We start from the raw sequence: 23,548 nt of genomic DNA, 5'->3' as shown, positions 1-23,548 counted from the left end.
CGTTATCTCACCAGTTGGTTCATTTCGAAGACGGGCAACAGGATGGCCAGCACGATGAGCAGCACGACGATGCCCATGGCCAGCACCATGAAGGGGCCCAGCAGGCCGGTAAAGGTGGCAACGCGGTTTTCCAGCTCTTGCGCCTGCTGCGCAGCGGCCTTGTCCAGCATGTATTCGAGCCGGCCGGTGGCCTCGCCACTGGCGATCAGATGGATCAGCACCGGCGGAAACAGCTTGCTCTGTGAGAGTGCGCGCGACAGCGTCACCCCCTCTCGCACCTGGTTGGCCGCCTCGTTCACCGCATCGCGCAGCGGCAGGTTGGCCATCACGCCGGCCGCTGCGGACAGCGCGCGTAGCAGCGGCACGCCGCTACCGACGAGGATGGCCAGCGTGGATGCCAGCCGCGCGGTGTTGCTGGCACGCTCGAAGCGGCCGAACACGATCAGTTGCAACCGCCAGGCGTGGAAGGTGCGCTTCACCGATTCCACCTTCAGCGCGCGCCATGCACCGATACCGGCCAGCACCAGCACCACCAGCAACGCCAGGCCCCAGTCGCGCACCACGGCGCTGGCCCACAGCATGGCCCGGGTCAGGAAGGGCAACTCCTGCTTGGCGCTCTGGAACACGGTGACCATCTGCGGCACCACCCAGGTCAACAGGCCAATCACCACCAGGATGGACACCGCCATCACCACGATGGGGTAGATGAAGGCGAGGCCAACCTTGGCCGCGAGCGCGGCACGTGCCTCCAGGTAGTCGGCCAGCCGCTGCATCACCGCCGCCGCTTTGCCCGACTCCTCGCCGGCCGCGACGATGGTGCGATAGAGCTCGGGAAACGCCTGTTGCTGGCGCGAGAGCGCCTGCGACAACGAGGCGCCGGAAAGGATTTCGCTGCGCAGACTGGCAGCGATGCGCTTCTCGCGATCGCCTTCGCTCTGTTCGATCAGCACCGACAGCGCCTGCTCCAGCGGCAGGCCGGCATCGAGCAACGTGGCGAGCTGTCGGGTGATCAACGACAAGCGCGTTGTAGACAACCGCTCACTGCGCCCCTTGTGCGCGCCACCGCCAGAGACGGTGTCGAGCTCGCTCACCCATAAGCCACGATCGCGCAAGGCCAGTCTTGCCGCGCGCGGCGTATCGGCCTCGATCAGCCCCTGCGCGGCGGCGCCGTCGGCATTGACGGCACGGTAGCGGAAGGCGGTCATGGGCGCGCGCTCGGGCTCATGGCGGGATCAGGCGAAGATCACGGTCTTGTTGGCGTACACCAGCACCCGGTGCTCCAGGTGCCACTTCACCGCCCGCGACAGCACGATGCGTTCCAGATCACGCCCCTTCAGCACCAGATCCTCGACATCCTCGCGGTGCGAGATGCGGATCACGTCCTGCTCGATGATGGGGCCATCGTCCAGCACTTCGGTCACGTAGTGGCTGGTGGCGCCGATCAGCTTCACCCCGCGGGCAAAGGCGCGGTGATACGGCTTGGCGCCGTCGAACGCCGGCAGGAAGCTGTGGTGGATGTTGATCACCTTCTGCGGATAGGCCGCGGTGAAGTCATGGCTGAGCACCTGCATGTAGCGCGCCAGCACGATCAGGTCGATGCCATGCGCCTGCAGCAATGCGCGCTGCGCCGCCTCGGCCTCTCGCTTGTTGTCGCGCGTGACTTCCACCACGTGGTAGGGGATGCCGTAGAAATCGGCCAACGCCCGGCAATCCTCATGGTTGGAGATGATCAGCGGAATGTCGCAATGCAGCTCGCCGCTCTGGTGGCGATGCAGCAGGTCCACCAGGCAATGGTCGTACTTGGAAACGAAGATCGCCATGCGCGGCCGTTGTGCCGACAGCGCCACCTGCCATTGCATGGTAAAACGATCGGCGATCGGCTGGAACGCGGCAGCGAAGGCGGCCATGTCCAGCGTGAAATCGGTGAGATCCCACTCCACCCGCATCAGGAACAGGTTTTCCGTGTTGTCCTGGTGCTGGTCCGAATGGACGATATTGGCGTTGTAGGTGAAGAGGAAGTTGGCGATGGCCGCCGAGATGCCCTTGCGGTCCGGGCAGCTGATCAACAGTGTTGCGGTGTTCATGCAATGATCCGGTAAGCGTTGCTGCGGCGATTCTATCAGCTCGGCCCTTGCCGGCCCACCGCTCAGACCGTCAGCTTTTCCCTTGCCGCGCGCTGCGCATCGACCATCAGCATCGCGTCGATGAAGAGTTGCTGGAACGGCGCGCTGTAGCCGTGCTCGGGCAATTCGGCCTGCCAGCAATAACCGTCATCTCGCAGCACCAGATCGAACGGATAGCCGAACATCGCCGCATAGATCGCAGCACCGACGCCCGGCACCCGTGCCGGATTGAGCGGCTCGGTGCCGAAACCACCCAACTCGTGATCGAGTGCACGGAACACCACGGCCATGGTCTGCGACGGCGTCAGCCGACCGGACATCGCCATTGTGGCGGCGGCCTGTACAATCTCGCGCGGCACGATATTCATCGTCGTCTCCGGTACGGTCTTGTTCCACCCTAGTTGCCCTTAAAAACGCGGGCAGGCGCAGACCGGACCGGCTGCCATTTCAGCCGACCAACGTTACCTCCATGTTGCACATCGTCCTGTTCCAGCCCGAGATTCCCCCCAATACCGGCAACGTGATCCGCCTCGCCGCCAATACCGGCTGCGCATTGCACCTCGTCAAACCCATGGGCTTCGAGCTCGACGACGCCCGCATGCGCCGTGCCGGGCTCGACTACCACGAGTTCGCGCAGATGCAGGTGCATGAAAACTGGGAGGCCGCCAAGGCCGCACTGGCCGGCCGGCCCATGTATGCGATGACCACCAAGGGCAGCGGCCGCTTCGATGCAGTGCGCTTTGCGCCAGACGACGTGGTGATCTTCGGCCCGGAAACGCGCGGCTTGCCCGACGAGGTACTGGCCGAGTTCGATCCGGCCCAGCGCATCCGCCTGCCGATGCGCGCCGGCCAGCGCAGCCTCAATCTGTCGAACGCCGTCGCCGTGACCGTATTCGAGGCCTGGCGCCAGTTCGGCTACGACGGCGCAGTCTAGCTGGCGCGTCCAATCAAAACGGCCCGCTGATGCGGGCCGTTATCTTGGGAACGATCGAACAGGTTATTCGAGCAGGCTGCGCAGCATCCACGCAGTCTTCTCGTGCACCTGCAGCCGCTGGGTCAGCAGATCGGCGGTGGCCTCGTCGTTGACCTCGTCCGCCACCGGGAAAAGGCTGCGGGCGGTGCGTACCACCGCTTCCTGGCCTTCGACCAGGATGCGGATCATTTCATTGGCGGAAGGAACGCCCTGCACTTCCTTCACGCTGGAGAGCTTCACGAACTCGGCGTAAGTGCCCGGCGCCGGAAAACCCAGCGCGCGGATACGCTCAGCGATTGCGTCAACCGCCAAGGCCAGCTCGTTGTACTGCTGCTCGAACATCAGGTGCAGCGAGTTGAACATTGGACCGGTGACGTTCCAGTGGAAGTTGTGCGTCTGCAGGTAGAGCGTGTAGGTGTCGGCCAACAGGCGCGACAGGCCGTGGGCGATGTCCTTGCGCTGTTCCTGGGCAATGCCGGTATGAATTTCCATGACTGAACCTCCATAGCGTGTGGGATCAACTCCAGTGTGAGCCATACCGTTAGCTTGCGGAAATTGAAATTTCCAACCATGGCAATAGTGGCGTGATCAGCCGGCCGCCGCTCCCTCGTCGTCGCGTACTTCGTCCTCGTGCTGCTGCAGCGCCCACAGCCGCGCATAGGCACCGTTTGCAGCCAGCAACGCACGATGATGGCCGCGCTCCACTACCCGTCCCCCTTCCAGCACGATGATCTGGTCGGCATCGGCGATGGTGGAAAGCCGGTGGGCGATGATCAGCGTGGTGCGGTTGGCGGAGATTTCCCGCAGCTCGGCCTGGATGGCTTTCTCGGTCTTGGAATCCAGCGCGCTGGTCGCCTCGTCGAAGATCAGGATCGGCGGGTTCTTGAGGATGGTACGGGCGATCGCCACGCGCTGTTTCTCGCCGCCGGATAGCTTGAGGCCACGTTCGCCGACCAGCGTGTCGTAACCGTCGGGCAGGCGCATCACGAAGTCATGGATATGCGCCGACTTCGCCGCCTCGATCACTTCGTCGTGCGTCGCACCGGGCCGGCCGTAGGCGATGTTGTAGAAGATGCTGTCGTTGAACAGCACCGTATCTTGCGGAACGATACCAATGTGCGCGCGCAGGCTGTCCTGGCTCAGCGTGCGGATATCGGCGCCGTTGATGGTGACGTGGCCGGCCCAGACATCGTAGAAGCGGAACAGCAAGCGCGACAGCGTGGACTTGCCGGCGCCGCTGGCGCCGACCACTGCCAGCGTCTGCCCGGCTGGGATGGCGAAGCTCGCATCGAACAGGATCTGCCGGTTGCGCTCGTAGCCAAAGTCGACCTGCTCGAAAGCAATGCTGGCGCTGTCGGTATGCAGAGCGGCGGCACTCGCCTCGTCCTGCACCTCCGAATTCTGGCCCAGCAGCGTGAACATGCGCTCCATGTCGGCGAGCGAGTGCTTGATCTCTCGGTAGACGAAGCCGAGGAAGTTGAGCGGTGCGTAGAGCTGCAGCAAAAAGGCATTCACCAACACCAGGTCGCCCAGCGTCATGGTGCCGGCAACCACTTCGCTCGCCGCCAGCCACACCAGCGCGGTGACGCCCAGCGCGATGATCACCGCCTGCCCGGCGTTGAGCAGCGACAGCGAGACCTGGTTCTTCACCGCGGCCGTCTCGTACTGCTGCATGCTGGCATCGAAGCGTTGCGCTTCCCAGCGCTCGTTGCCGAAGTACTTCACCGTCTCGTAGTTGAGCAGGCTGTCGATGGCCTTGGTATTGGCCTTGGAATCCATGTCGTTCATCTGGCGGCGGAACGCCATGCGCCACTCGGTCACGCCCAGCGTGAAGCCGATGTAGATCACGATGGTGCCGAAGGTGATGGCGGCGAAATACCAGTCGTAGCGCTGCAGCAGGATGATCGCCACCAGCAGGATTTCCACCAGCGTCGGCAGGATGTTGAACAGCATGAAGTTGAGCAGGAAGGAGATGCCCTTGGTGCCGCGATCGATGTCGCGGCTCATGCCGCCGGTCTGCCGCTCCAGGTGGAAGCGCAGGCTCAGTGCGTGCAGATGCTCGAACACCTCCAGCGCCACCTTGCGGATCGCCCCTTGCGCCACCTTGGCGAACACCGCATCACGCAATTCACCGAATACCGCCGATGCCATGCGCAGCGCGCCGTAGGCCCCTACCAGCGCGATCGGCAGCACCAGCGCGCCCTTGCTGCCATCCAGCGCATCGACGATGTCCTTGAGCACCAGCGGCACCGCCACGTTGGCGAACTTGGCCGCGATCAGTAGCGACAGCGCCAATAGCACCCGGTTCTTGTAGCGCCACAGGTAGGGGAACAGCGTGGTCAGCGTGTTCCAGTCGTTGCGCGGCTTGGCATCGGCCATGGCGGGCTCTTGGTCGGGAAAGGGAATCCAAAGCAAATGCGGCCACAAGGGCCGCATTGCAAGCGTGCACGGCGATGGCTCAATGCAACGTGCGCGGGATCGACAGCAGGAATTCCGGAATGTCGGCCTCGAACTCGGTGCCGTCGGCGGCGCGCATCTGGTAGCGGCCCTGCATGGTGCCCACCGGCGCTTCCAGCGTGGCACCGCTCATGTATTCGAAGGACTGGCCCGGTTCGAGCACCGGCTGCTCGCCGATCACGCCGAGGCCGCGCACTTCCTGTTCGCGCCCTTCCATGTCGCGGATCAGCCAGTAGCGCGACACCAGTTGCACCGTCACGCTGCCGTGATTGGTAATGACGATCTGGTAAGCGAAGACGTAGCGGTTGTCCTCCGCGCTCGATTGCTCGACGAGGTAGCTCGCCTGGGGTTCGACCTTCACGCGATACTTGTCATCATCCTGATCCATGCTCAACTTCCACCTTGGCAACGGTGTAATGTTAACAGCCACTGCGGTCAGGTGCTCGGCACGGGTTACAATCCGGCCAAATCGCTTTGGAGTCCCAGCATGACTGTCCGCATCGCCCCCAGCATCCTCTCGGCCGATTTCGCCCAGCTTGGCGAGGAAGTGAAGAACGTGATCGCCGCCGGCGCCGACCTGATCCACTTCGACGTGATGGACAACCATTACGTGCCCAATCTCACCATTGGCCCGATGGTGTGCGAAGCGATCAAGCCCTATGCCACCGTGCCGATCGATGTGCATCTGATGGTGCGCCCGGTCGATGCACTTGCCAGCATGTTCGCCAAGGCCGGCGCCAGCATCATCACCTTTCACCCGGAAGCGTCGGACCATGTGGACCGTACGCTGAGCCTGATCCGGGACCACGGCTGCCAGGCTGGTTTGGTATTCAACCCCGCCACCTCGCTCGATCACCTCGACTACGTGCTCGACAAGGTGGACATGGTGCTGCTGATGTCGGTGAACCCCGGCTTCGGCGGCCAAGCCTTCATTCCCGAGATGCTGAAGAAAGCCCGCGCTGCGCGCGCCAAGCTCGATGCCTACGAGGAGAAGACTGGCCGCCATATCCACCTGGAGATCGACGGCGGCGTGAAGGTGGACAACATCGGCGAGATCGCCGCCTGTGGCGTCGACACTTTCGTCGCGGGCTCGGCCATCTTCGGCCAGCCGGACTACAAGGCCGTCATCGATGCGATGCGCGCCGAAGTAGCCAAGCACTGCCCTCGCTGACGAGCGAGCGACATCCAGCCGGCAATGCCGGCTTTTTTGTCGCTTTTGTGACGGGAAGCGTAGAAAGTATTGCGAAAGCAAGCCGGGCACAGCACTATGCGCGCTACCACGCATACCGCCTTGTCATGACGCTCTACGACCTGAAACCGGCCTTCCAAACCCTGCTGCGCCCGCTGTTGCGCAGCCTGCATCGGGCGGGCATCACCGCCAACCAAGTCACATTGCTGGCGCTGCTGGCCTCCCTGGCACTGGGGCTGCTGCTGACCTTGCACCCTGCGCCAGCGCTGTTCCTGCTGCTACCGGGCTTCCTGCTGGTGCGCATGGCACTCAACGCCATCGACGGCATGCTGGCGCGTGAATTCAACCAGCAATCCAAGCTGGGCGCGGTGCTCAACGAAGCCGGCGACGTGCTCTCCGATGCTGCGCTCTACCTGCCTTTCGCCTTGCTGCCGGGTGCCGATCCCATTGCCGTGGTGGTGATGGTGCTGCTGGCCAACCTGACCGAATTCGTCGGCGTGATCGCGCAGACTGTGGGCGCTGCGCGACGCTACGATGGCCCGCTCGGCAAGAGCGATCGCGCGTTTGCCCTCGGCGCCTATGCCTTGCTGGTGGGCCTGTATGCCCCGGCGCTGGCATGGAGCCCGTGGCTGTTCTGGGCGCTGGCGGCACTGTGTGCGCTCACCTGCCTGAACCGGGCGCGCCGCGCGCTGCAGGAGGCCGCATGAACCCGTTCCCGATTTCCGATGTGCTGTTCTACGCGCTATGCGTGATCTTTGCCGTGCTGGTGTTCGCCAGCGGCACCATTGCCGTGCTGGGCTGGCGCTTTCCACAGAAGGACTGGCTGGAACTGCGCCAGCGGGTGCGCACCTGGTGGTGGATCGTCGCGGTGTTCGTGCTGGCGATCTCGGTCAACCGCGCGGTATCGCTGCTGGTGATGGGCTTCGTCAGCTTCCTTGCCTTCAAGGAGTACCTGACACTGGTGCCCACGCGCCGTGCCGACCATCTGCCGCTGCTGTGGGCCTACCTCGCGATCCCCATCCAGTATTTCTGGATCTGGGATGGCTGGTACGGCATGTTCATCATCTTCATTCCGGTCTATGCCTTCCTGTTCCTGCCGATGCGCATGGTGCTGATCGGCGACACGCAAGGCTTTCTGCGCGCTGCCTCCACGCTGCACTGGGGGCTGATGACCACAGTGTTCAGCCTGTCGCACATGGCGTATCTGCTGGTGCTGCCCACCGACGTGACCGGCAGCATGAAGGGTGACGGCGCACTGCTGGTGTTGTTCCTGGTGGTACTCACCCAGTTCAACGATGTGGCACAGTATCTGTGGGGCAAATCGCTGGGCCGCGCCAAGATCATTCCCAAAGTCAGCCCGAACAAGACAGTGGCCGGCATGCTGGGCGGCGCGCTTACCACCACGCTGCTCGGCCTGATGCTGGGCCCGATCCTGACGCCGATGAGCGTCGAGCACTCAGCCATGGCTGGCCTCCTGATCGGCCTGACCGGCTTTGTCGGCGACGTGGTGATGTCGGCGGTGAAGCGCGATCTGGGCGTAAAGGACAGCGGCGATCTGCTGCCGGGCCACGGCGGCATTCTCGACCGGCTCGATTCGCTGACCTACACCGCGCCGCTGTTCTTCCACTTCCTGCGCTACCTGTATTACTGATCGTGGCTACCCCCAATTCGCCCCTTGCGCGCCTGTGGCACAACGCCTTGCGGCTCACCTTCATCGTCGGCGTGGCCTGGCCGGTGGTACTGGTGTGGCTGGGGCTGACGTTGCGCCATCGCGAGCGGCTGCCGATCCAAGGCCCCGCCATCGTGGTGGCCAATCACAACAGCCACCTCGACATCCTCACGCTGTACACGCTGTTCCCGCTCTCCAAGGTGCTGAACGTGCAGCCGGCCGCCGCCGCCGATTATTTCCTGCGCCACAGGCTGCTCGCGTGGTTCGCCACCCGGGTGATCGGCATCATCCCGGTGGTACGCGGCGGTGCCAGCAAGCGCAACGACCCGCTGGAAGACTGCTACGCCGCATTGGAAGCAGGCCGCGTGCTGGTGTTATTCCCCGAGGGTACGCGCGGCGAGCCCGAGCAGATGTCCGAGCTGAAATCCGGCCTGTGGTACCTGGGAAGGCGCTTTCCCGACATTCCCATCGTGCCGGTGTTCATGCATGGCCTCGGCCGTGCCATGGCCAAGGGCGCGCGTATCCCGGTGCCGTTTTTCGTCGATGTCCACGTCGACCGCCCCCTGCCCTGGCAGGACGACAAGTCGGCCTTCAAGGCCGAATTGCAAGCCCGCTTCACCGCCCTGCAGCGCAAGGCCGCCGTGCTGGCTGAAGAACCCAAAGGAACTCCCCATGCGCCACGCTGAAGAACGCCAATTCCAGACCTTCGACCAACAATCGCTGTTCTACCGCCACTGGCCCGCCGCCGAAGGCAGCAAGCCGACCCGTGCCATCGTGCTATTCCATCGCGGCCACGAGCATTCGGGCCGGCTGCAGCATGTGGTCGATGAACTGAACCTGCCCGATGTGCCGATGTTCGCCTGGGATGCGCGCGGCCACGGCCGCTCGCCGGGCGAGCGCGGCTTCAGCCCCAGCCTCGCCACTTCGGTGCGCGATGTCGACGAGTTCGTCCGCCACGCCGCCGACGTTGCCGGCGTGCCGCTGGATGCGGTGACAGTGATCGCGCAGAGCGTTGGCGCCGTACTGGTCTCCACCTGGGTGCACGACTACGCCCCCAAGATCCGCGGCATGGTGCTCGCCTCGCCGGCGTTCAAGGTCAAGCTCTATGTGCCGCTGGCGCGCCCCGGCTTGCGCCTGATGGAAAAGCTGCGCGGCAACTTCTTCGTCAACAGCTACGTCAAGGCCAAGTTCCTCACCCACGATCCGGAACGCATCGCCTCCTACGAGAGCGACCCGCTGATCACCCGGCCCATCGCCTCGCACATCCTGCTGGCACTGTACGAGGCCGCCGACCGAGTAGTGGCTGATGCCGGCGCCATCACCGTGCCAACGCAGCTGTTGATCTCCGGCGCGGACTGGGTGGTGCACCATGGCCCGCAGCACGAATTCTTCGACCGGCTGGGCAGCACGGTGAAGGAAAAGCACGTGCTCGATGGCTTCTACCACGACACGCTGGGCGAGAAGGATAGACACCTCGCCTTCGACCAGATCCGCGCCTTCCTCGACCGGCTCTACGCCGCCGCGCCGACCGCGCCCGACCTGCTCGCCGCCGACCGCCAGGGCTACACCGCCAGCGAATACCGTGGCCTGCAGCAACCGCTCTCCCCCTTGTCGCCCAAGGCACTGTACTACGGCGTCACCCGCCTCAACATGCGCACGCTGGGCAGTCTGTCGCGCGGCATCAAGCTCGGTTTCGACACCGGCTTCGATTCGGGCAGCACGCTCGATTACGTGTATCGCAACCGGATCGAGGGCACCACGCCGCTGGGCAAGCTCGCCGACAAGATCTACCTAGACAGCGTGGGCTGGCGCGGTATCCGCGTGCGCAAACAGCACTTGGAACAGTTGATTACCGCCGCGGCCGACGCATTGCGTGAGGCCGGCACGGCGATTCGCGTGGTCGACATCGCCGCCGGCCACGGCCGCTACGTGCTCGATGCGCTCGCTCGCATTCCCGATGCCGAGCACATCCTGCTGCGCGACTACAGCCCGATCAATGTCGAGGCCGGTGGCCGGCTGATCGCCGAGCGCGGCCTCGATGGCAAGGCGCGCTTCGTGCAGGGCGACGCGTTCGATCGAGACAGCCTCGCGAGCCTGTCGCCGCGCCCCACGCTCGCCATCGTTTCCGGGCTCTACGAGCTGTTCCCGGACAACCCGCCCATCCTCGCCTCGCTCAAGGGACTGGCGGACGCGGTACCGGCCGGCGGCTATCTCGTTTACACCAACCAGCCGTGGCATCCTCAGCTGGAACTGATCGCCCGCTCGCTGACCAGCCATCGCGGCCATCAGCCCTGGGTGATGCGCCGCCGTACCCAACAGGAAATGGACCAGCTGGTGGAAGCCGCCGGCTTCGAGAAGCTGGTGCAGCGTATCGACGAATGGGGCGTGTTCACGGTATCGCTGGCGCGGCGCAAGCACAACGATGCCTTGCCAAGCACGGCAATACCCAGCACCGTGGCGGCCTGAACCACCGCTCACCCGGAGCCCCCAAATGCAACAGCAGCAACAGCAGATCCACGAACTGTTTGAAATCCTCGCCGACGGCGGGCTGGACACCGCCGACCTCGACGCCATGACCGCTGAAGTCGGCAAGGCTGCGACGGATGCCGAGGCCTACCTCGCCGTCGACACCACCAGCGGCTATCCAACCTTCAAGGCCCAGCATGGCGACAACGCCATGCCGCTGTGGCATTGGGTGCTGCTCGAGCAACTGGAAGGCGGCCTGGTGTTCCGCGGCAGCACGGTAGCCGAGCTCTACGCCAGCATCGTCGACGCCTTCGGCGAGGACGAGCTCGACCTGTCTCCTGCCACCCTGGCCGAGCTGGATGACGCCGGCGCGTGGCATCAGGTGCGTAGTGCACTGGCTCCGGCCTATACCCCGGCCGACTTCGCCCAGCGCAGCGATGCGCGCCGCCAGATCGTGCTGGTGCGCAGCACCCGGCTGGAACGCTTTACCGAGCTCTGCAGCGCATTGGGGCTGACTGCCAGCGCCGTGGTCTGACGCGCACCATTCCTCGCAGCGCGCCGAAGATAGCGGCGCTGTCGGGGCTTGATTGATTCCTACGCAACGAGCAATTCATGAGTGCAACGATTTCCGAACTGATCACGCTGATTTCCGCTGGCTTCATGGAGGCCGACGATGCACGCCCCATCGTCGCCGCCGTCGAAGCTGCCCGCGAAAACCCGGCCGACTACCAGGCCAAATACGACGTGTACGGCTACACCGCACAATCCGGCATGCCGTTGTGGCAATGGGTGCTGCTGCACCTGCTGCCGCCCGATTTGCTGTTTTGCGCCCCACAACCCGACGAGCTCTACGCCCAGATCAGCGAGAGCTTCGACGACGGGCTGGCGCTGGAGCCAGACGAACTGACCGGGCTGAAGGCAGACAAGGCCATCCAGTTGATCCAGCAGGATCTCGGCCCTCAATTCATGCTGGCCCGCCTCGGGCAGCCGCTCAACGCAGACGAACCCTGGCAGTGCGTGCTGGTACGCCGCAGCGAAATCACCGCCTACCTGACGGTCTGCAGCGCGCTGCAACTGCATGCCGAAGCGTGCTGATCTTGGCCCCGTAGTCGATGCGTAGTCGCCCGCTCTTCTGGCTCTGCATCCTGGCGCTGGGTTTTGCGCTGTCTACCGCCGTACAGGCCGCCACCTATCGTGGCCTTATTGGCAAGCAGGCGGTCGTGGTGGAGCTCTTCGAGCAGGACAACGGGCAGCCCCGCGAGGGGCAATACGCTTATCTCGCGCATGGCCAGGTGCTATTGCTGAAGAGCGGGGGTGAGTCTGTGTTGCTGACCGAATACCGGGGTCCGGCCAGCTCGGAGGAAGCCGCAATCAGTGGGTACTGGCAACTGCAACGCCAAGGCAATGGCTGGCAGGGGCGTTGGATGAAACAGCCCGGCGAGCAGGGGCTACCCATTACGCTGGAACCGGCGCGCTTGCCGAAAAACATCAAAGCGCTATTACGGCGGCAGGACGGGGGGCAGATCCACTCCGACTTCGATCTGCTGCTTGCGACGAGTCCTGCTCGCAAACTGCACACCAGCAAGATGCAGCGGAAGGCCGGCACCATAGTGGCACCGCAACACTGGCAGCGCGGCAAGTTGCGCATCGAAGGCTTTGTGCTCGCCAAGCCGGAGCAGCCGGGTGACGCCCGGATCAACGACCTGCTGCGACTGCAGTTGCAGCAGGCGATTGGCGATGCCGAACAATGCGAAGCCGGTGCCCCATCTGGGCTCTCAGACTACGCACAGCACGACACCCTGCGCTACGCCAGCCTCCGTTATTTGTCGGTGACAACGCTGCAAGATTATTTCTGCGGCGGAGCCTATCCGAACTCGGGATCGACAGCGCAGGTTTACGATCGCCGTAGCGGCCGATCAGTCGACCTGGGAACCGAGGTCTATCAGATCGATGGCGCCAAGCAAGCCGAGTTTCGCAAACTGGTCGCCAGCCACCTCGCTGCGACGGAACACTCGGCGGAAACAGGCTACGGCACGAGCCCTCTCGGGGAACTCGAAAACGAATCAATGCCCTGGTTGAGCCTGAATGGCATCGATGCAGACGGCGTTGTTGTCGGCCTGAGATATCCGCATGTGGCACAAGCCGGCGACATGGACATCACCATCCCCTACGCCAGCATGCAGCCCTTCCTACGCCCCGAATCCCGTCATGACTTCCTCAAACAACATTGACGCCACCACCAGCCCGAGCTGGCGCTACCGGCTGCTGTGGCTGATCCTGGCCGGTCCGACCTTCTTCCTGCTCTACGGCCAGGCCAACGAGTACGCGGCGCGCATGCCGACGCATCTGGTTGGGAACGTGGCATTCGGCTGGGAGCGCGGCAGCATACCGTTCTGGCCGTGGACCATCGTTCCCTACTGGTCGATCGACGTGATGTATGCGATCTCCATCGTGATCGGCAGCAGCCGGGCCGAGGTGCGAACTCAGGCCTGCAGGCTCTTGCTGACCACGGCACTGGCGTCGCTCTGCTTCGTGTTGTGGCCGCTGCGCTTCGGTTGGGACAGGCCGGAAGTCGCCGGCGTGTTCGGCCAGATGTTCACGGCGCTAGGTATGTTCGACAAGCCGTTCAACCAGGCGCCGTCGCTGCATATCGCGCTGCTCTATGTGATCTGGCTGCGGCTGATCGCGCATGCGGCGCCACGCTGGCATGTGCTGATCCATGGCTGGTGCGTGCTGATCGGTATTTCGGTGCTGACTACCTGGCAACACCATTTGCTCGACATCCCGACCGGCCTCGCGCTGGGCGTTGCGGTCTGTTACGTGCTGCCGATGCCGCCACGTGGCTGGCCGCGCTGGCGCCCGGCTGATCCTGCACGGGCGCGCACGCTGGCGTTGCGCTATCTGGCAGGTGGGCTGTTGTTCGCTGCCATTGCCCTGGCGTGGGGTGGCTGGGCCTGGCTGGCGGTGTGGCCGGCCTTGGCACTGGTGCTAGTGGCGCTCGGTTATGCCCGGCTGGGGCCTGCGGTGTTCCAGAAAACCGGCGATGGCCGCAGCACGTTGGCGGCGGCGTGGCTGCTAGCACCGCAACTGCTCGGCGCCTGGATTTCGTTCCAGTGCTACCGGCGCCGCATCACCGCCTGCAGCCAGGTGGCCCCTGGCGTGGCGCTGGGTTGCTGGCCGGACCAGGCCTCGCTGCAGGGCTACGCCGCAGTGCTCGATCTCGCCGCCGAGCTGCCGCGCAGCCGCGCCACCTGGTCGCTCGCCTATCGCGCCGTGCCCTTGCTCGATCTGCTGCCGCCCACCGTCGACGAACTCACCCGTGCCGTCGCCGCGCTGGAAGAATTGCGCCAGCATGGCCCGGTGCTGGTGCATTGCGCCCTGGGCTTGTCGCGCAGCGCAGCCGTCGTCGCAGCCTGGCTGGCGGCACATGGCGGGGAACCGAACGTCGAACGCGCCATGCAGCGCCTGCGCGAAGCCCATCCCGGTGTGGTGCTGCAGCCGGGCCACCAGGCGGCGCTACTCAACTGGAGCGCCGCATGCCGCTAAACGATGCAGACCTCGCCCACCCCACCGCCGGCGGCACACTGATCGCCCTGCTGGAAAGCTGCGGCCGACTCGGCTGGCTGGCGCTGGCGATCCTGCTGCACGCAGCGTTGCTGCTGGCGTTGGCCAACGGCTGGCTGCAAGGCGCCATGGCTTGCGTGCTGCTGCTGGGCCTCGCCGTGCAGTATTTCGTGGCGCGGCTGGCGCTCGACGCCGCGCTGTTTCGTACGCTCTATCGCCCTGAGGCCGACGCACGGGTGTTCGATGCGGCGATGGCCCGGCTGTTTGGTGGACCCGAACCTGAAGCGGTGCGCAGCCTGGCCTCGCGCTGGCAAGGCACGCAGCGGCTGATCCGGCAGTTCGCCGTCGCTCTGGCGCTGCAGCTCACGCTGTGGTTGGCAGCGTTGTTGGCGGCGATCTGGTACTGACCTGCCGCCAGGCACGGCCAGCCGCCGCGCTTCTCCCGTATCATGCAGGCTGATCCATCCCCATCCCGCCAGCCCATGACCATCCGCGCCTTCGCCTTCGATCTCGACGGCACCCTTGTCGATTCCATCGCTGATCTCGCCCGCGCCGCCAATGCCGCGCGCGCCGATCTCAAGCTGCCGGCGCTGCCGGAAGACGTGGTGAAAAGCTATGTGGGCGACGGCTCGATGAGCCTGGTGGCCCGCACCGTGCATGGCGACCCGGATGCGGTCTGGACTGGCAGCGAGCTGGAGCAAGCCGGCATGGCGCGCTTCGACGAGCACTACAAGGCCGGCCTGACCATAGCCACCCGCTTCTACCCGGAAGTGCAGGAAACGCTGCATGCGCTGCACGAACTGGGCTTTCCGCTCGCCGTCGTCACCAACAAGCCCGAGCGCTACACGCTGCCGCTGCTGCGCGAGCTGGGGGTATCCGAGCGCTTCGAGGTGATCGTGGGGGGCGACACGCTGGCCGAGAAGAAGCCGTCGCCACTGCCGCTACAGCACGTGGCCGAGCGCCTCGGCGTGGCTGTCGGCGACATGCTGATGGTGGGCGACTCCAAGAACGACATCCTTGCGGCCAAGGCCGCCGGCTGCCCCAACGTGGTGGTGCATTACGGCTACGGCGACGGCATCGAAACGCTGGGGGCCGACCGCATCATCCGCTTCTTCTCCGAGCTGCTCGAATTCGTCGAAGGCTGATTCCGTCATCACATCAAATACAACGCCCGCCAATTTGGCGGGCGTTGTGACGCCTGCTGCACCGATCAGCGTGTGCGGCGACGGCGACGCGAAGCAATCAGCCCGACCACACCCAGGCCCATCAATGCATAGGTTTCCGGTTCCGGCACGGCCTGCACCACCAGTTGGTCGGCAACGTCGCTCGACCCCAGCTGGCCGGCCCAGGCACCGCCCGGCTGGCCAGCGCCATCAAGCCAATCGCAGTTGGCCAGCGCCTTGGTGAAGTAAGGTGCCGCGCAAGCCGCAGCACCGGTCAGGCTCTCGTCCACATTGGTGAAATAGGCACCGCTCACCGGGTCGGCGTCGTTCAGCGGCACGTTGGCGCCACGGAACAGGAACTGCTGGGCGGTCGGCGCCAGTGCGAGCTCGGCGGCAGTGGGCAGGCGCCAGCCGAACTGACCCTGATACGACAGGTCGAGGTCGTAGTCCTCTCCCCAGCCGCTCACGGCGGGCAGCGGGCTGGCCCAGGCCCACTTGAGGCCGTTATGCACGATGTAGGCATTGCCAGGCAGCGGCGCATCGATCAGGGCCGCCTGGGAATAGGAGCTGGCCAGCGCGAGCACTGCGAGCACGCTGGCGAGATGTTTGCTGAGCATGGTGATTTCCTTTCGCTGTATCGAATCGGGATCGGGAAATAGCCCAGCCGGGGTGATCGCCGTCTATGCCGGGCGAGCGGATTGTTGCGGCGAATAATGACAATTCTTCTATGCCAGCATCGTAGCGAGTGTCATTTCACCGGAATGGCATGCAAATGAAACGCGGGCTTCATCGAATTGCGTTGATCACGGCAATCAAAGGCAATGAATACGCCACCCACCGGGATATGGCGACACCCCCCTGCCTTCGGGCAGCGATCAACGGTTCTGCAGCAATGGGGAATAGCCAGTGTTGCGTGGCGGTCTTTCAGGGAATGCCGATTTTCCGAAATTGCGCCCAAGCTGAATCGCAGTGGCGGCGCGGGTATACAAGCCGAGGCGATTGGGCGGCGGAACGGCGGGCGAAGCGTCGGACAAGTTCGGCAGCGGCGCTTGCGGCGGCTGCAGCAGCACATTCAGGCAATCGAGCGAAAGCGCGCGGTAGCCATCCACCTCCACGTCGATGCAGCCGTCGCCCGCCCAGGCAAGACTGTGGCAAGCCGCCAGCAGCATGGCAGGCACAACGCGGCGCAGCTTTGTAAGACCGGGTGGCATGGCGGCTCCATCAAGGTAGCGATGGGCAATCCGATTCTGCAATGAACAGCCCATATTTCATGTTTCCACTATATCTTGTGGCATTGAAATTCAAATATTCTGAATTATTCAGCTTAATCTGATGCACCCGTTTAGATCGATATACGTCTGCATTTGTTTTGTCAAAAAGACGTCATTTTGCTGATGCACCATCCGGCAGATTTTCAAGAGCGACATGCGCGCCGATGCGTTCACCGGACAATATCAGCAAAATGCGTATTACCGATTCGATTTGTAGCAGGCAACGCCAGCATCCCTTTCGGCCGTTGCCGATTCTTACTCATTTTCCCGCCCACTCCAATTCATCGCAGCGGAATGCGCTTTCCAGCATCGATTATGTAAGAAAAATCGGATTTGAATTGAAATCGTGGTATTCCGGCATGCTGCTGGCACTGCTCGCGACCACCGCCATGGCGGAAGTGCCGGTACCGGATCGCTTCGAGGTGTTGGAGTACGTGGTATCCGGCAACACCGTGCTCGGCAGCGAAGAGATCGAGCGTGCGGTCTACCCACACATGGGGCCGGATCGCTCGCTGCAGGATGTGTATGCGGCACGCGATGCGCTGCTCAAGGTCTACCAGGAACGCGGCTTCCAGTCAGTGGTGGTCGACGTGCCCGCACAACGGGTGGTCGACGGCGTGGTGCGGCTCGAAGTGAGCGAATCGACCATCGGCCGGGTGCGCGTCACCGGTGCGCAGTACACGGCGCCGCTGTTGATCCGCGACCAGGTGCCGGCACTGGCCGAAGGCAAGGTGCCGGACTTCAACGCCGCGCAGCAGCAACTGACGGCCCTCAACCAGACCGCGGGGCGGCAGGTGGTGCCGTTGCTGCGGCCGGGCGTACTGCCGGGCACGCTGGACCTGGAACTCAAGGTGGAAGACCAGTCGCCGTGGCGCGGCAGCGTGGGCGTGAACAACGATTACAGTGCCGACACCGAGCACTGGCGCGCCTCGGTCACGGTCGGGCACGACAACCTGTGGCAAGCCGGCCACGCGTTCTCGCTCACCTATTACTCGGCGCCGCAGGACAACGATCAGGTACGCGTCTGGTCCGGCAACTATCTGGCACCGTTGCCGGATAGCCGCTGGAGTCTGCAACTGTCCGGCTACAAGTCCGACAGCGAGGTGGCCACGCTCGGCGGCACCAACGTGCTCGGGCGCGGCCATACCGTCGGCTTCGCCGGCCTCTATCGCCCACCGGGCAGCGATGGCTGGATCCACACGCTGTCGGCCGGCATCGATTTCAAGGATTACCAGCAGCGGCTCTACTTCGGCGACGAGGCCAACCAGGTGCCGATCCGCTATGCCCCGCTGGTGCTGTCGTACAACGGCATGCACTGGGGCGAGGCGGCACAGACCACGCTTGGCCTCGGCCTGACTGCCGGCGCGAAGGAACTGTTCGGCTACGGTAGCGGCTGGGACGAGTTCGATGCCCAGCGCTACAACGCATCGCCCAATTTCCTTGTCTTCAAGGCCGACTTCAGCCGCACCGACACCTTCGCCGGCGGCTGGGAGCTCGGCACCAGGGTCAATCTGCAGGCCGCGTCCGGCCCACTCGTCAGCAACGAGCAGTTCGCCATCGGCGGCGCCAGCAGCGTGCGTGGCTATCTCTCGGCCGAGGCCACCGGCGACTACGGCGGTCGTGCCAGCTTCGAAGCCCGCACGCCAACGCTGTCGGCCCGGCTCGGCGAAGCGGTCGACGAGCTGCGCTTCTACGGCTTCGCCGATATCGGCGCCGTCTACCTGATCGATCCGCTGCCCGAGCAACAGGACGACTTCAGCCTCGCCAGCGTCGGCATCGGCACGCGCTTCCAGTTGTTCCGCTACCTGACCGGCAACGTGGACTGGGCCTGGGCACTGCGCGACGGCCCCAACACCGAGCGGCACGACAGTCGACTGCATATCGACGTGCGCGCCAGTTTCTAACGATGCCTTCCCAACGAGGTCTGACGTGAACAAATCCCTGATCGGCCTGCTGGCCCTGGCGGGCGCGCTGCTAAGCAGCCAGGCAGCCGCCTGGTGGAACGCCGACTGGAGCTACCGCAAGGCGGTGGCCATCGACACCACGCTACAAGGCGCCAACCTGCCCCAGGCGCTGGGCCGCACCCCGGTGCTGCTACGTCTGCATACCGGCAATTTCAATTTCGACGGCATCGCCGACGATGGCCGCGACATCCGCCTCGTCGCTGCCGACGACAAGACGGTGCTCAACTACCAGATCGAGCATTTCGATCCGCTGCTCGGCGTGGCCTACCTGTGGGTGGACCTGCCGGACGTGGCTGGTGGCCAGCGCCGGGACCTCTGGCTCTACTACGGCAACCCGAAGGCACCGGCCACCAGCAGCGGCAAGCAGGTGTTCGATGCCGACTACACGCTGGTCTATCACTTCGACGAGGCCGACGGCGCACCGCGCGATGCCACCGGCTACGGTCATGCCGGCCAGGGCGTGCCGGCGGGCCGCATCGACGGCGTGATCGCCAAGGCCGCGCTGTTCGGCGGTCAGCGCGTCACCGTGCCAGCCACTGCGGCCCTGGCCACCAGCGCTGGCGGCAGCTTCAGCTTCAGCAGCTGGGTGCGCAGGGAGGAAGCCAGCGGCAACCAGCTGATCTACGCGCGCCGGGCCGCCAACCAGTCGCTGCTGATCGGCCTGCGCGAAGGCAAGCCCTACGTGTCGGTGAATGGCAGCGAGGCCAGCGCCGGCCAGCCGCTGGCGGCCGGCCAGTGGCAGCACCTGGCCGTCACCGCCGGCAATGGCCAGCTCACGCTCTACGTGGCTGGCAAGCCGGCAGCGCAGCTCGCCGCCGCGCTGCCCGCGCTCAACGGCCCGGCGGCGCTCGGCGGCGATATCGACGAAGCCGGCGCCAATTTCCGCGGTGCGCTCGACGAGGTGCGGCTGTCACGCGTCACCCGCCCTGCGCTCGCCATCCAGGCCGATGCGCTGGCCCAGGGTGCCGAGAGCAAGTTCGTCAGCTATGGCGTGGACGAGCAAGCCTCCGGCGTCGGCTTCGGCCCGTTCGGCTTCATCTTCAAGTCGGTGCCGGTCGATGCCTGGATCATCATCGCCATCCTCGCGCTGATGGCCGTGCACTCGTGGTACGTGATGGTGCAGAAGAATCGCTATGTCGGCCGGCTGAACCGCGCCAACCTGGCGTTCCGCGAGCGCTTCGCCCAGATCGGCACCCGGCTGGAACTCTTGGCCGACGAGGCCGGCGCCGCCGCCACCCATGGCGAGGCCTCGCTGTGGCGGCTCTACGAGGTGGCGATCAAGGAGATCCGCGCCCGCCGCAACCAGGGCGCCGATACCCGCGTCATCTCGACCGCGACCATCGAGGCGATCCGGGTGTCGATGGATGCCGCGCGCACCCGTGAGAACCTCAAGCTCGGCAGCAACCTCGGCGGGCTGTCCAATGCCATTGCTGGCGGCCCCTACATCGGCCTGTTGGGTACCGTGATCGGCATCATGCTGGTGTTCGCCCAAGCCGCCATGGCCGGCGACGTGAACATCAATGCCGTGGCGCCCGGCATGGCGGCGGCGCTGCTCGCCACCGCCATGGGCCTGTTCGTCGCGATCCCGGCGCTGTTCGGCTACAACCACCTCGTCAACCGCAACAAGGGCGCCATCGCCGACATGCGGGTGTTCGTCGACGAGTTCGTCAGCCGGCTGGCCGAGCTGCATGGCGACGACGGCCCGGCCTATGCACCGCCGCCAGCACAGCATGGTGCCGGCGCTGCCGTGGGCTCGCCCATGCCCAAATCGCGCCCGCAGCCGGTGATGTGAGCACGCCATGGCCCTGACGACCTCGACCCATGACGACGACGAAGACGCCGCCGTCGACAGCATCAACATCACCCCGCTGGTCGATGTGCTGATGGTGGTACTGGTGATGTTCATCCTCACCGCCACCGCGCAGATCGCCGGCATCCGCGTCGACCTGCCCAAGGCGAGCGCCAGCGTGGCGCTGTCCGAATCGCAGACCAAATCGATCTCGATCAACGATGCCGGCCAGCTGTTCCTCGACGCCTACCCGGTCACGCTTGACGAGCTGGAGAGCCGGCTGCGTACCGAGAAAGCGGTCAAGCCCGATTTCCCGGTGATCGTGCGCGGCGATGCCAGCGTGCAGTACCGCAAGGTGATCGAGGTGCTCGACCTGTTGCGCAAGCTGGAGCTGAGCCAGGTGGGCCTTGTCACCGGCAAGCCCACCACCGCTCAGGCAGGAGCACAGTGATGAGCGCAGCGGCGATGGCGCTCACCCGCACCGGCCTGCCGCGCTGGTTCGGGCCGTTGCTCGGCGTGCTGGTGCTGGCACTGCTGGGCTGGCTGGTCTGGCATTTCGCCCACGACCAGAGCGGCATGCGCCGCGAGGCGCCGACGCTCTCCACCATCGTGCCGCTGCCACCGCAACCGACGCCACCACCGCCGGAGGAACAGCCGCCCGAGGAGACGCAGCCGGAGCAGGAGGTCCCCGAGGTGGCCCCCAAGCCGCTCGATGCCCCCAAGCCAGACGACGCCCCCAAGCCCGCCAACGATGCAGCGCAGCCGATGACGATGGATGCCGCCGGCCAGGCCGGCAACGACGGCTTCAACATCGGTGCGGGCAGCGGTGGCGGCATGGGCGGTACTGGCAACGGCGGCACCGGAGGCAATGCCACCTACGGCCAGTACCTGAGCTATGCGCTGCAGCGCCGCCTGCAGTCGGACGAACGCACCCGCCGGCTGGTGTTCCGCCTGCAGGTGGATATCTGGCTCGACGCCCAGGGCCGCCTCACCGATGCGCGACTGGTCAGCTCCAGCGGCAATCCGGATACCGACGCCGCGGTGCTGGCGACGCTGCGCGACATCGGCCAGCTGGACGAGCGGCCCTCGGCCAGCCAGCACTTCCCCGCCCGCGTGGCCATCAGTGGCCGGCGACCGGGATGACCCATGAACACAAGATCACAACCAGGGAGCTCGCAATGATGTCCTCATCCGCCACGACGACCGCCCGGTGGCGCATCCGCCCCGTCGCAGCCGCCTTGCTGGCCGCCGCCATCGCCCTGCCCGCCCATGCCGCGCCGGCGCCCAGCGAGAACGCGGTGATGAACCTGATCCGGCTGATGGTGCAGCGCGGCCTGATCACCCAGGCCGAGGCCGACACACTGATCGCCCAGGCCGAAGCCGAAGCGGGTGCCGCCCGCAGCGCCGCAGCGGCACCGGCAGCCGCTGGCGCAGTGGCCGGTGCCGCCGCCGCAGGCGCAGGAGCCGCCAAGGGCGACGTACACGTGCGCTACGTGCCGCAGGCAGTGCAGGACGACATCGCCGCCAACGCACGCGACCAGGTGCTGGCCCAGGCCAAGGCCGACGGCTGGGCCAAGCCCGATCCGCTGCCGAACTGGGTGAACCGATTTACCTTCTATGGCGATATCCGGGTGCGTGACCAGTTCCAGTTCTATTCGAACGGCAACAGCAACCAGGAAATCGATTTCGCCGCGCTGAACCGCAACGGGCCGTACGACGTGAATGTCAGCACCAATCCGCGCAACCCGCCGTTCCTCAACACCCGCGAGGATCGCGACAACCAGCTCAAGCTGCGCGCCCGCCTTGGCGTGAACGCGCAGATCTCCGAGCAGTTCCAGGCCGGCTTGCGGCTGGCCACCGGCAACGACAACAACCCGGTGTCGACCAGCCAGCTGCTGGGCGGCGGCATGAGCAAGAAGGACCTGTGGCTGGACCAGGGCTGGATCACCTACCGCCCCAACGACAAGTTCGCTTTCACCGCCGGCCGCATGGCCAACCCCTACCTTTCCACGCCGCTGCTGTTCGCCAGCGACTTGGCCTTCGACGGCCTGGCCGCGCAGGGCCGTTACCCGCTGAATCCGAATTTCACGCTGTTCGGCACGCTGGGTGTGATGCCGCTCGAATACAGCAGCGACAGCTTCCCCAGCAGCAGCCAGGACAAATCCTCCAGCCACGACAAATGGCTGTATGGCGCGCAGATCGGCGGCGAATGGAAGCTGGACAACCGCAACCGGCTGCGCGGCGCGCTGGCGTGGTACGACTTCAACAACGTGCGCGGCCAGTTGTCGGACCCGTGCCCGCTGTACCTGGGCCAGACCGAATGCAGCACCGACTGGTCGCGCCCGGCCTTCATGCAGAAGGGCAACACGCTGATGCTGTTGCGCAATGTCGTGCTCAACCCGGCCGATCCGCTCGGCACGCCACAGCCGCAATACGTGGGGCTGGCCTCGGACTTCAACCTGCTGGACCTGAATCTGCAGTGGGAAACGCAGGTGTTCGGCGGCACCGGGCTCAAGCTCGAAGGCGAGTACGTGCACAACCTGGACTACGACGCCGACCGGATGGCAAGCCAGGCGCAAGGCGGCATCGTCAACAACCTCGATGGCGACGGCAACATCAAGAGCGGCGCCGACGCGATCCAGCTGCAGGCCACGCTGGGCAAGCCGGTGCTGCAGCAACCGCGCGAGTGGAACATTGTCGTCGGCTACCGCTATATCGAGCCCGATGCGATGCCGGACGGCTACAACGATCCGGACTTCCATCTAGGCGGCACCAATGCCAAGGGCTACTACCTGGGCGGCGCCTACGCCATCGACAAATCGGTATGGCTGCAGGGCCGCTGGCTGTCGGCGCAGGAGGTATACGGCCCGCCGCTGTCGATCGATGTGCTGCAGCTCGAACTGAACGGGCAGTTCTGATC

25 protein-coding genes are annotated in these 23,548 nt (G+C 65.1%); 17 read left to right on the top strand and 8 right to left on the bottom strand.

The genetic code is table 11. From position 1 onward, the window contains the following. Window positions 1-2 precede the first annotated feature (2 nt). From gspF to FLM21_RS09270, 3 genes are all read right to left on the bottom strand, one after another. Window positions 3-1,205 (bottom strand): type II secretion system inner membrane protein GspF, encoded by a 1,203-nt coding sequence (gene gspF / locus FLM21_RS09280; protein ID WP_148715298.1) that lies wholly within the window; start codon window positions 1,203-1,205, stop codon window positions 3-5. Window positions 1,206-1,232: 27 nt separating this feature from the next. After that, window positions 1,233-2,084, bottom strand: a complete 852-nt coding sequence (gene purU / locus FLM21_RS09275; RefSeq protein ID WP_148715297.1) for a formyltetrahydrofolate deformylase — start codon at window positions 2,082-2,084, stop codon at window positions 1,233-1,235. Window positions 2,085-2,146: 62 nt separating this feature from the next. Beyond that, a complete protein-coding gene (locus FLM21_RS09270; protein ID WP_148715296.1) occupies window positions 2,147-2,491 on the bottom strand; it encodes a hypothetical protein in 345 nt (114 codons plus the stop codon). A 101-nt stretch (window positions 2,492-2,592) separates the two neighbouring features. On the opposite strand from FLM21_RS09270, the gene FLM21_RS09265 reads away from it, so the two are divergent. Continuing rightward, on the top strand, window positions 2,593-3,057 hold the full coding sequence (locus FLM21_RS09265; RefSeq protein WP_148715295.1) for a tRNA (cytidine(34)-2'-O)-methyltransferase: 465 nt from the start codon (window positions 2,593-2,595) through the stop codon (window positions 3,055-3,057). A gap of 63 nt (window positions 3,058-3,120) precedes the next feature. Here FLM21_RS09265 and FLM21_RS09260 read toward each other — a convergent pair whose 3' ends face one another. The 3 genes from FLM21_RS09260 to apaG all read right to left on the bottom strand — a co-directional run bounded on the left by FLM21_RS09260 (window position 3,121) and on the right by apaG (window position 5,941). Beyond that, the gene (locus tag FLM21_RS09260) at window positions 3,121-3,588 is read right to left on the bottom strand and encodes a Dps family protein (RefSeq protein WP_148715294.1); all 468 of its coding nucleotides are present in this window, start codon (window positions 3,586-3,588) and stop codon (window positions 3,121-3,123) included. 96 nt (window positions 3,589-3,684) lie between these two features. Beyond that, window positions 3,685-5,475, bottom strand: a complete 1,791-nt coding sequence (locus FLM21_RS09255) for an ABCB family ABC transporter ATP-binding protein/permease (protein ID WP_148715293.1) — start codon at window positions 5,473-5,475, stop codon at window positions 3,685-3,687. Window positions 5,476-5,554: 79 nt separating this feature from the next. Then, entirely contained in the window at window positions 5,555-5,941 is a 387-nt protein-coding gene (gene apaG, locus FLM21_RS09250) for a Co2+/Mg2+ efflux facilitator ApaG/CorD (RefSeq protein WP_148715292.1), read from the bottom strand. A gap of 99 nt (window positions 5,942-6,040) precedes the next feature. Between apaG and rpe the strand changes: the two genes are divergently transcribed. The 11 genes from rpe to FLM21_RS09195 all read left to right on the top strand — a co-directional run bounded on the left by rpe (window position 6,041) and on the right by FLM21_RS09195 (window position 15,586). After that, window positions 6,041-6,724, top strand: a complete 684-nt coding sequence (gene rpe, locus FLM21_RS09245; RefSeq protein WP_148715291.1) for a ribulose-phosphate 3-epimerase — start codon at window positions 6,041-6,043, stop codon at window positions 6,722-6,724. 125 nt (window positions 6,725-6,849) lie between these two features. Further along, window positions 6,850-7,449, top strand: coding sequence for a CDP-alcohol phosphatidyltransferase family protein (locus FLM21_RS09240; protein ID WP_148715290.1), 600 nt, complete (start codon window positions 6,850-6,852; stop codon window positions 7,447-7,449). Continuing rightward, the gene (locus FLM21_RS09235) at window positions 7,446-8,393 is read left to right on the top strand and encodes a phosphatidate cytidylyltransferase (protein WP_148715289.1); all 948 of its coding nucleotides are present in this window, start codon (window positions 7,446-7,448) and stop codon (window positions 8,391-8,393) included. The genes FLM21_RS09240 and FLM21_RS09235 overlap by 4 nt, the downstream gene beginning before the upstream one ends. 2 nt (window positions 8,394-8,395) lie before the next feature. Beyond that, a complete protein-coding gene (locus tag FLM21_RS09230; RefSeq protein WP_148715288.1) occupies window positions 8,396-9,097 on the top strand; it encodes a lysophospholipid acyltransferase family protein in 702 nt (233 codons plus the stop codon). After that, on the top strand, window positions 9,084-10,877 hold the full coding sequence (locus FLM21_RS09225; RefSeq protein WP_148715287.1) for a bifunctional alpha/beta hydrolase/class I SAM-dependent methyltransferase: 1,794 nt from the start codon (window positions 9,084-9,086) through the stop codon (window positions 10,875-10,877). Before FLM21_RS09230 ends, FLM21_RS09225 begins: the two co-directional genes overlap by 14 nt. 25 nt (window positions 10,878-10,902) lie before the next feature. Beyond that, window positions 10,903-11,412 (top strand): hypothetical protein, encoded by a 510-nt coding sequence (locus FLM21_RS09220; protein WP_148715286.1) that lies wholly within the window; start codon window positions 10,903-10,905, stop codon window positions 11,410-11,412. Window positions 11,413-11,489: 77 nt separating this feature from the next. Beyond that, the gene (locus FLM21_RS09215) at window positions 11,490-11,972 is read left to right on the top strand and encodes a hypothetical protein (RefSeq protein ID WP_148715285.1); all 483 of its coding nucleotides are present in this window, start codon (window positions 11,490-11,492) and stop codon (window positions 11,970-11,972) included. Between the two features lie 17 nt (window positions 11,973-11,989). After that, window positions 11,990-13,108, top strand: coding sequence for a hypothetical protein (locus FLM21_RS09210; protein ID WP_148715284.1), 1,119 nt, complete (start codon window positions 11,990-11,992; stop codon window positions 13,106-13,108). Beyond that, window positions 13,086-14,423, top strand: a complete 1,338-nt coding sequence (locus FLM21_RS09205) for a phosphatase PAP2/dual specificity phosphatase family protein (protein ID WP_148715283.1) — start codon at window positions 13,086-13,088, stop codon at window positions 14,421-14,423. The genes FLM21_RS09210 and FLM21_RS09205 overlap by 23 nt, the downstream gene beginning before the upstream one ends. Beyond that, window positions 14,414-14,848, top strand: a complete 435-nt coding sequence (locus FLM21_RS09200) for a hypothetical protein (RefSeq protein WP_148715282.1) — start codon at window positions 14,414-14,416, stop codon at window positions 14,846-14,848. Before FLM21_RS09205 ends, FLM21_RS09200 begins: the two co-directional genes overlap by 10 nt. A 75-nt stretch (window positions 14,849-14,923) precedes the next feature. Beyond that, window positions 14,924-15,586 (top strand): phosphoglycolate phosphatase, encoded by a 663-nt coding sequence (locus tag FLM21_RS09195; protein WP_222846805.1) that lies wholly within the window; start codon window positions 14,924-14,926, stop codon window positions 15,584-15,586. Window positions 15,587-15,651: 65 nt separating this feature from the next. On the opposite strand, the gene FLM21_RS09190 is transcribed toward FLM21_RS09195, so the two are convergent. After that, complete coding sequence (locus FLM21_RS09190) at window positions 15,652-16,221, bottom strand: PEP-CTERM sorting domain-containing protein (protein WP_148715280.1); 570 nt, start codon at window positions 16,219-16,221, stop codon at window positions 15,652-15,654. Between the two features lie 258 nt (window positions 16,222-16,479). Beyond that, on the bottom strand, window positions 16,480-16,869 hold the full coding sequence (locus FLM21_RS09185; protein ID WP_148715279.1) for a hypothetical protein: 390 nt from the start codon (window positions 16,867-16,869) through the stop codon (window positions 16,480-16,482). 365 nt (window positions 16,870-17,234) lie between these two features. Here FLM21_RS09185 and FLM21_RS09180 point away from each other — a divergent pair, with 365 nt between their 5' ends. The 5 genes from FLM21_RS09180 to FLM21_RS09160 are packed head-to-tail and all read left to right on the top strand — an operon-like array spanning window position 17,235 to window position 23,546. Beyond that, complete coding sequence (locus FLM21_RS09180) at window positions 17,235-18,779, top strand: ShlB/FhaC/HecB family hemolysin secretion/activation protein (RefSeq protein WP_222846804.1); 1,545 nt, start codon at window positions 17,235-17,237, stop codon at window positions 18,777-18,779. 25 nt (window positions 18,780-18,804) lie between these two features. Next, window positions 18,805-20,631 carry a DUF2341 domain-containing protein gene (locus FLM21_RS09175; RefSeq protein WP_148715277.1) on the top strand — a complete coding sequence of 609 codons (1,827 nt, stop codon included), beginning with the start codon at window positions 18,805-18,807 and terminating at the stop codon, window positions 20,629-20,631. Between the two features lie 7 nt (window positions 20,632-20,638). Continuing rightward, the gene (locus FLM21_RS09170) at window positions 20,639-21,079 is read left to right on the top strand and encodes an ExbD/TolR family protein (protein ID WP_148715276.1); all 441 of its coding nucleotides are present in this window, start codon (window positions 20,639-20,641) and stop codon (window positions 21,077-21,079) included. Next, window positions 21,079-21,771: an energy transducer TonB family protein gene (locus FLM21_RS09165; RefSeq protein WP_222846803.1), complete on the top strand. Its 693-nt coding sequence runs from the start codon at window positions 21,079-21,081 to the stop codon at window positions 21,769-21,771. Before FLM21_RS09170 ends, FLM21_RS09165 begins: the two co-directional genes overlap by 1 nt. Window positions 21,772-21,806: 35 nt before the next feature. Continuing rightward, window positions 21,807-23,546, top strand: coding sequence for a putative porin (locus FLM21_RS09160; protein WP_222846802.1), 1,740 nt, complete (start codon window positions 21,807-21,809; stop codon window positions 23,544-23,546). Window positions 23,547-23,548 lie beyond the last annotated feature (2 nt).

This window comes from Chitinolyticbacter meiyuanensis (assembly GCF_008033135.1).
In the GTDB taxonomy this organism is placed as follows: domain Bacteria; phylum Pseudomonadota; class Gammaproteobacteria; order Burkholderiales; family Chitinibacteraceae; genus Chitinolyticbacter; species Chitinolyticbacter meiyuanensis.
The sequence above is the reverse complement of the archived record's forward strand: the minus strand, read 5'-3'. Positions and strand labels throughout refer to the sequence as shown.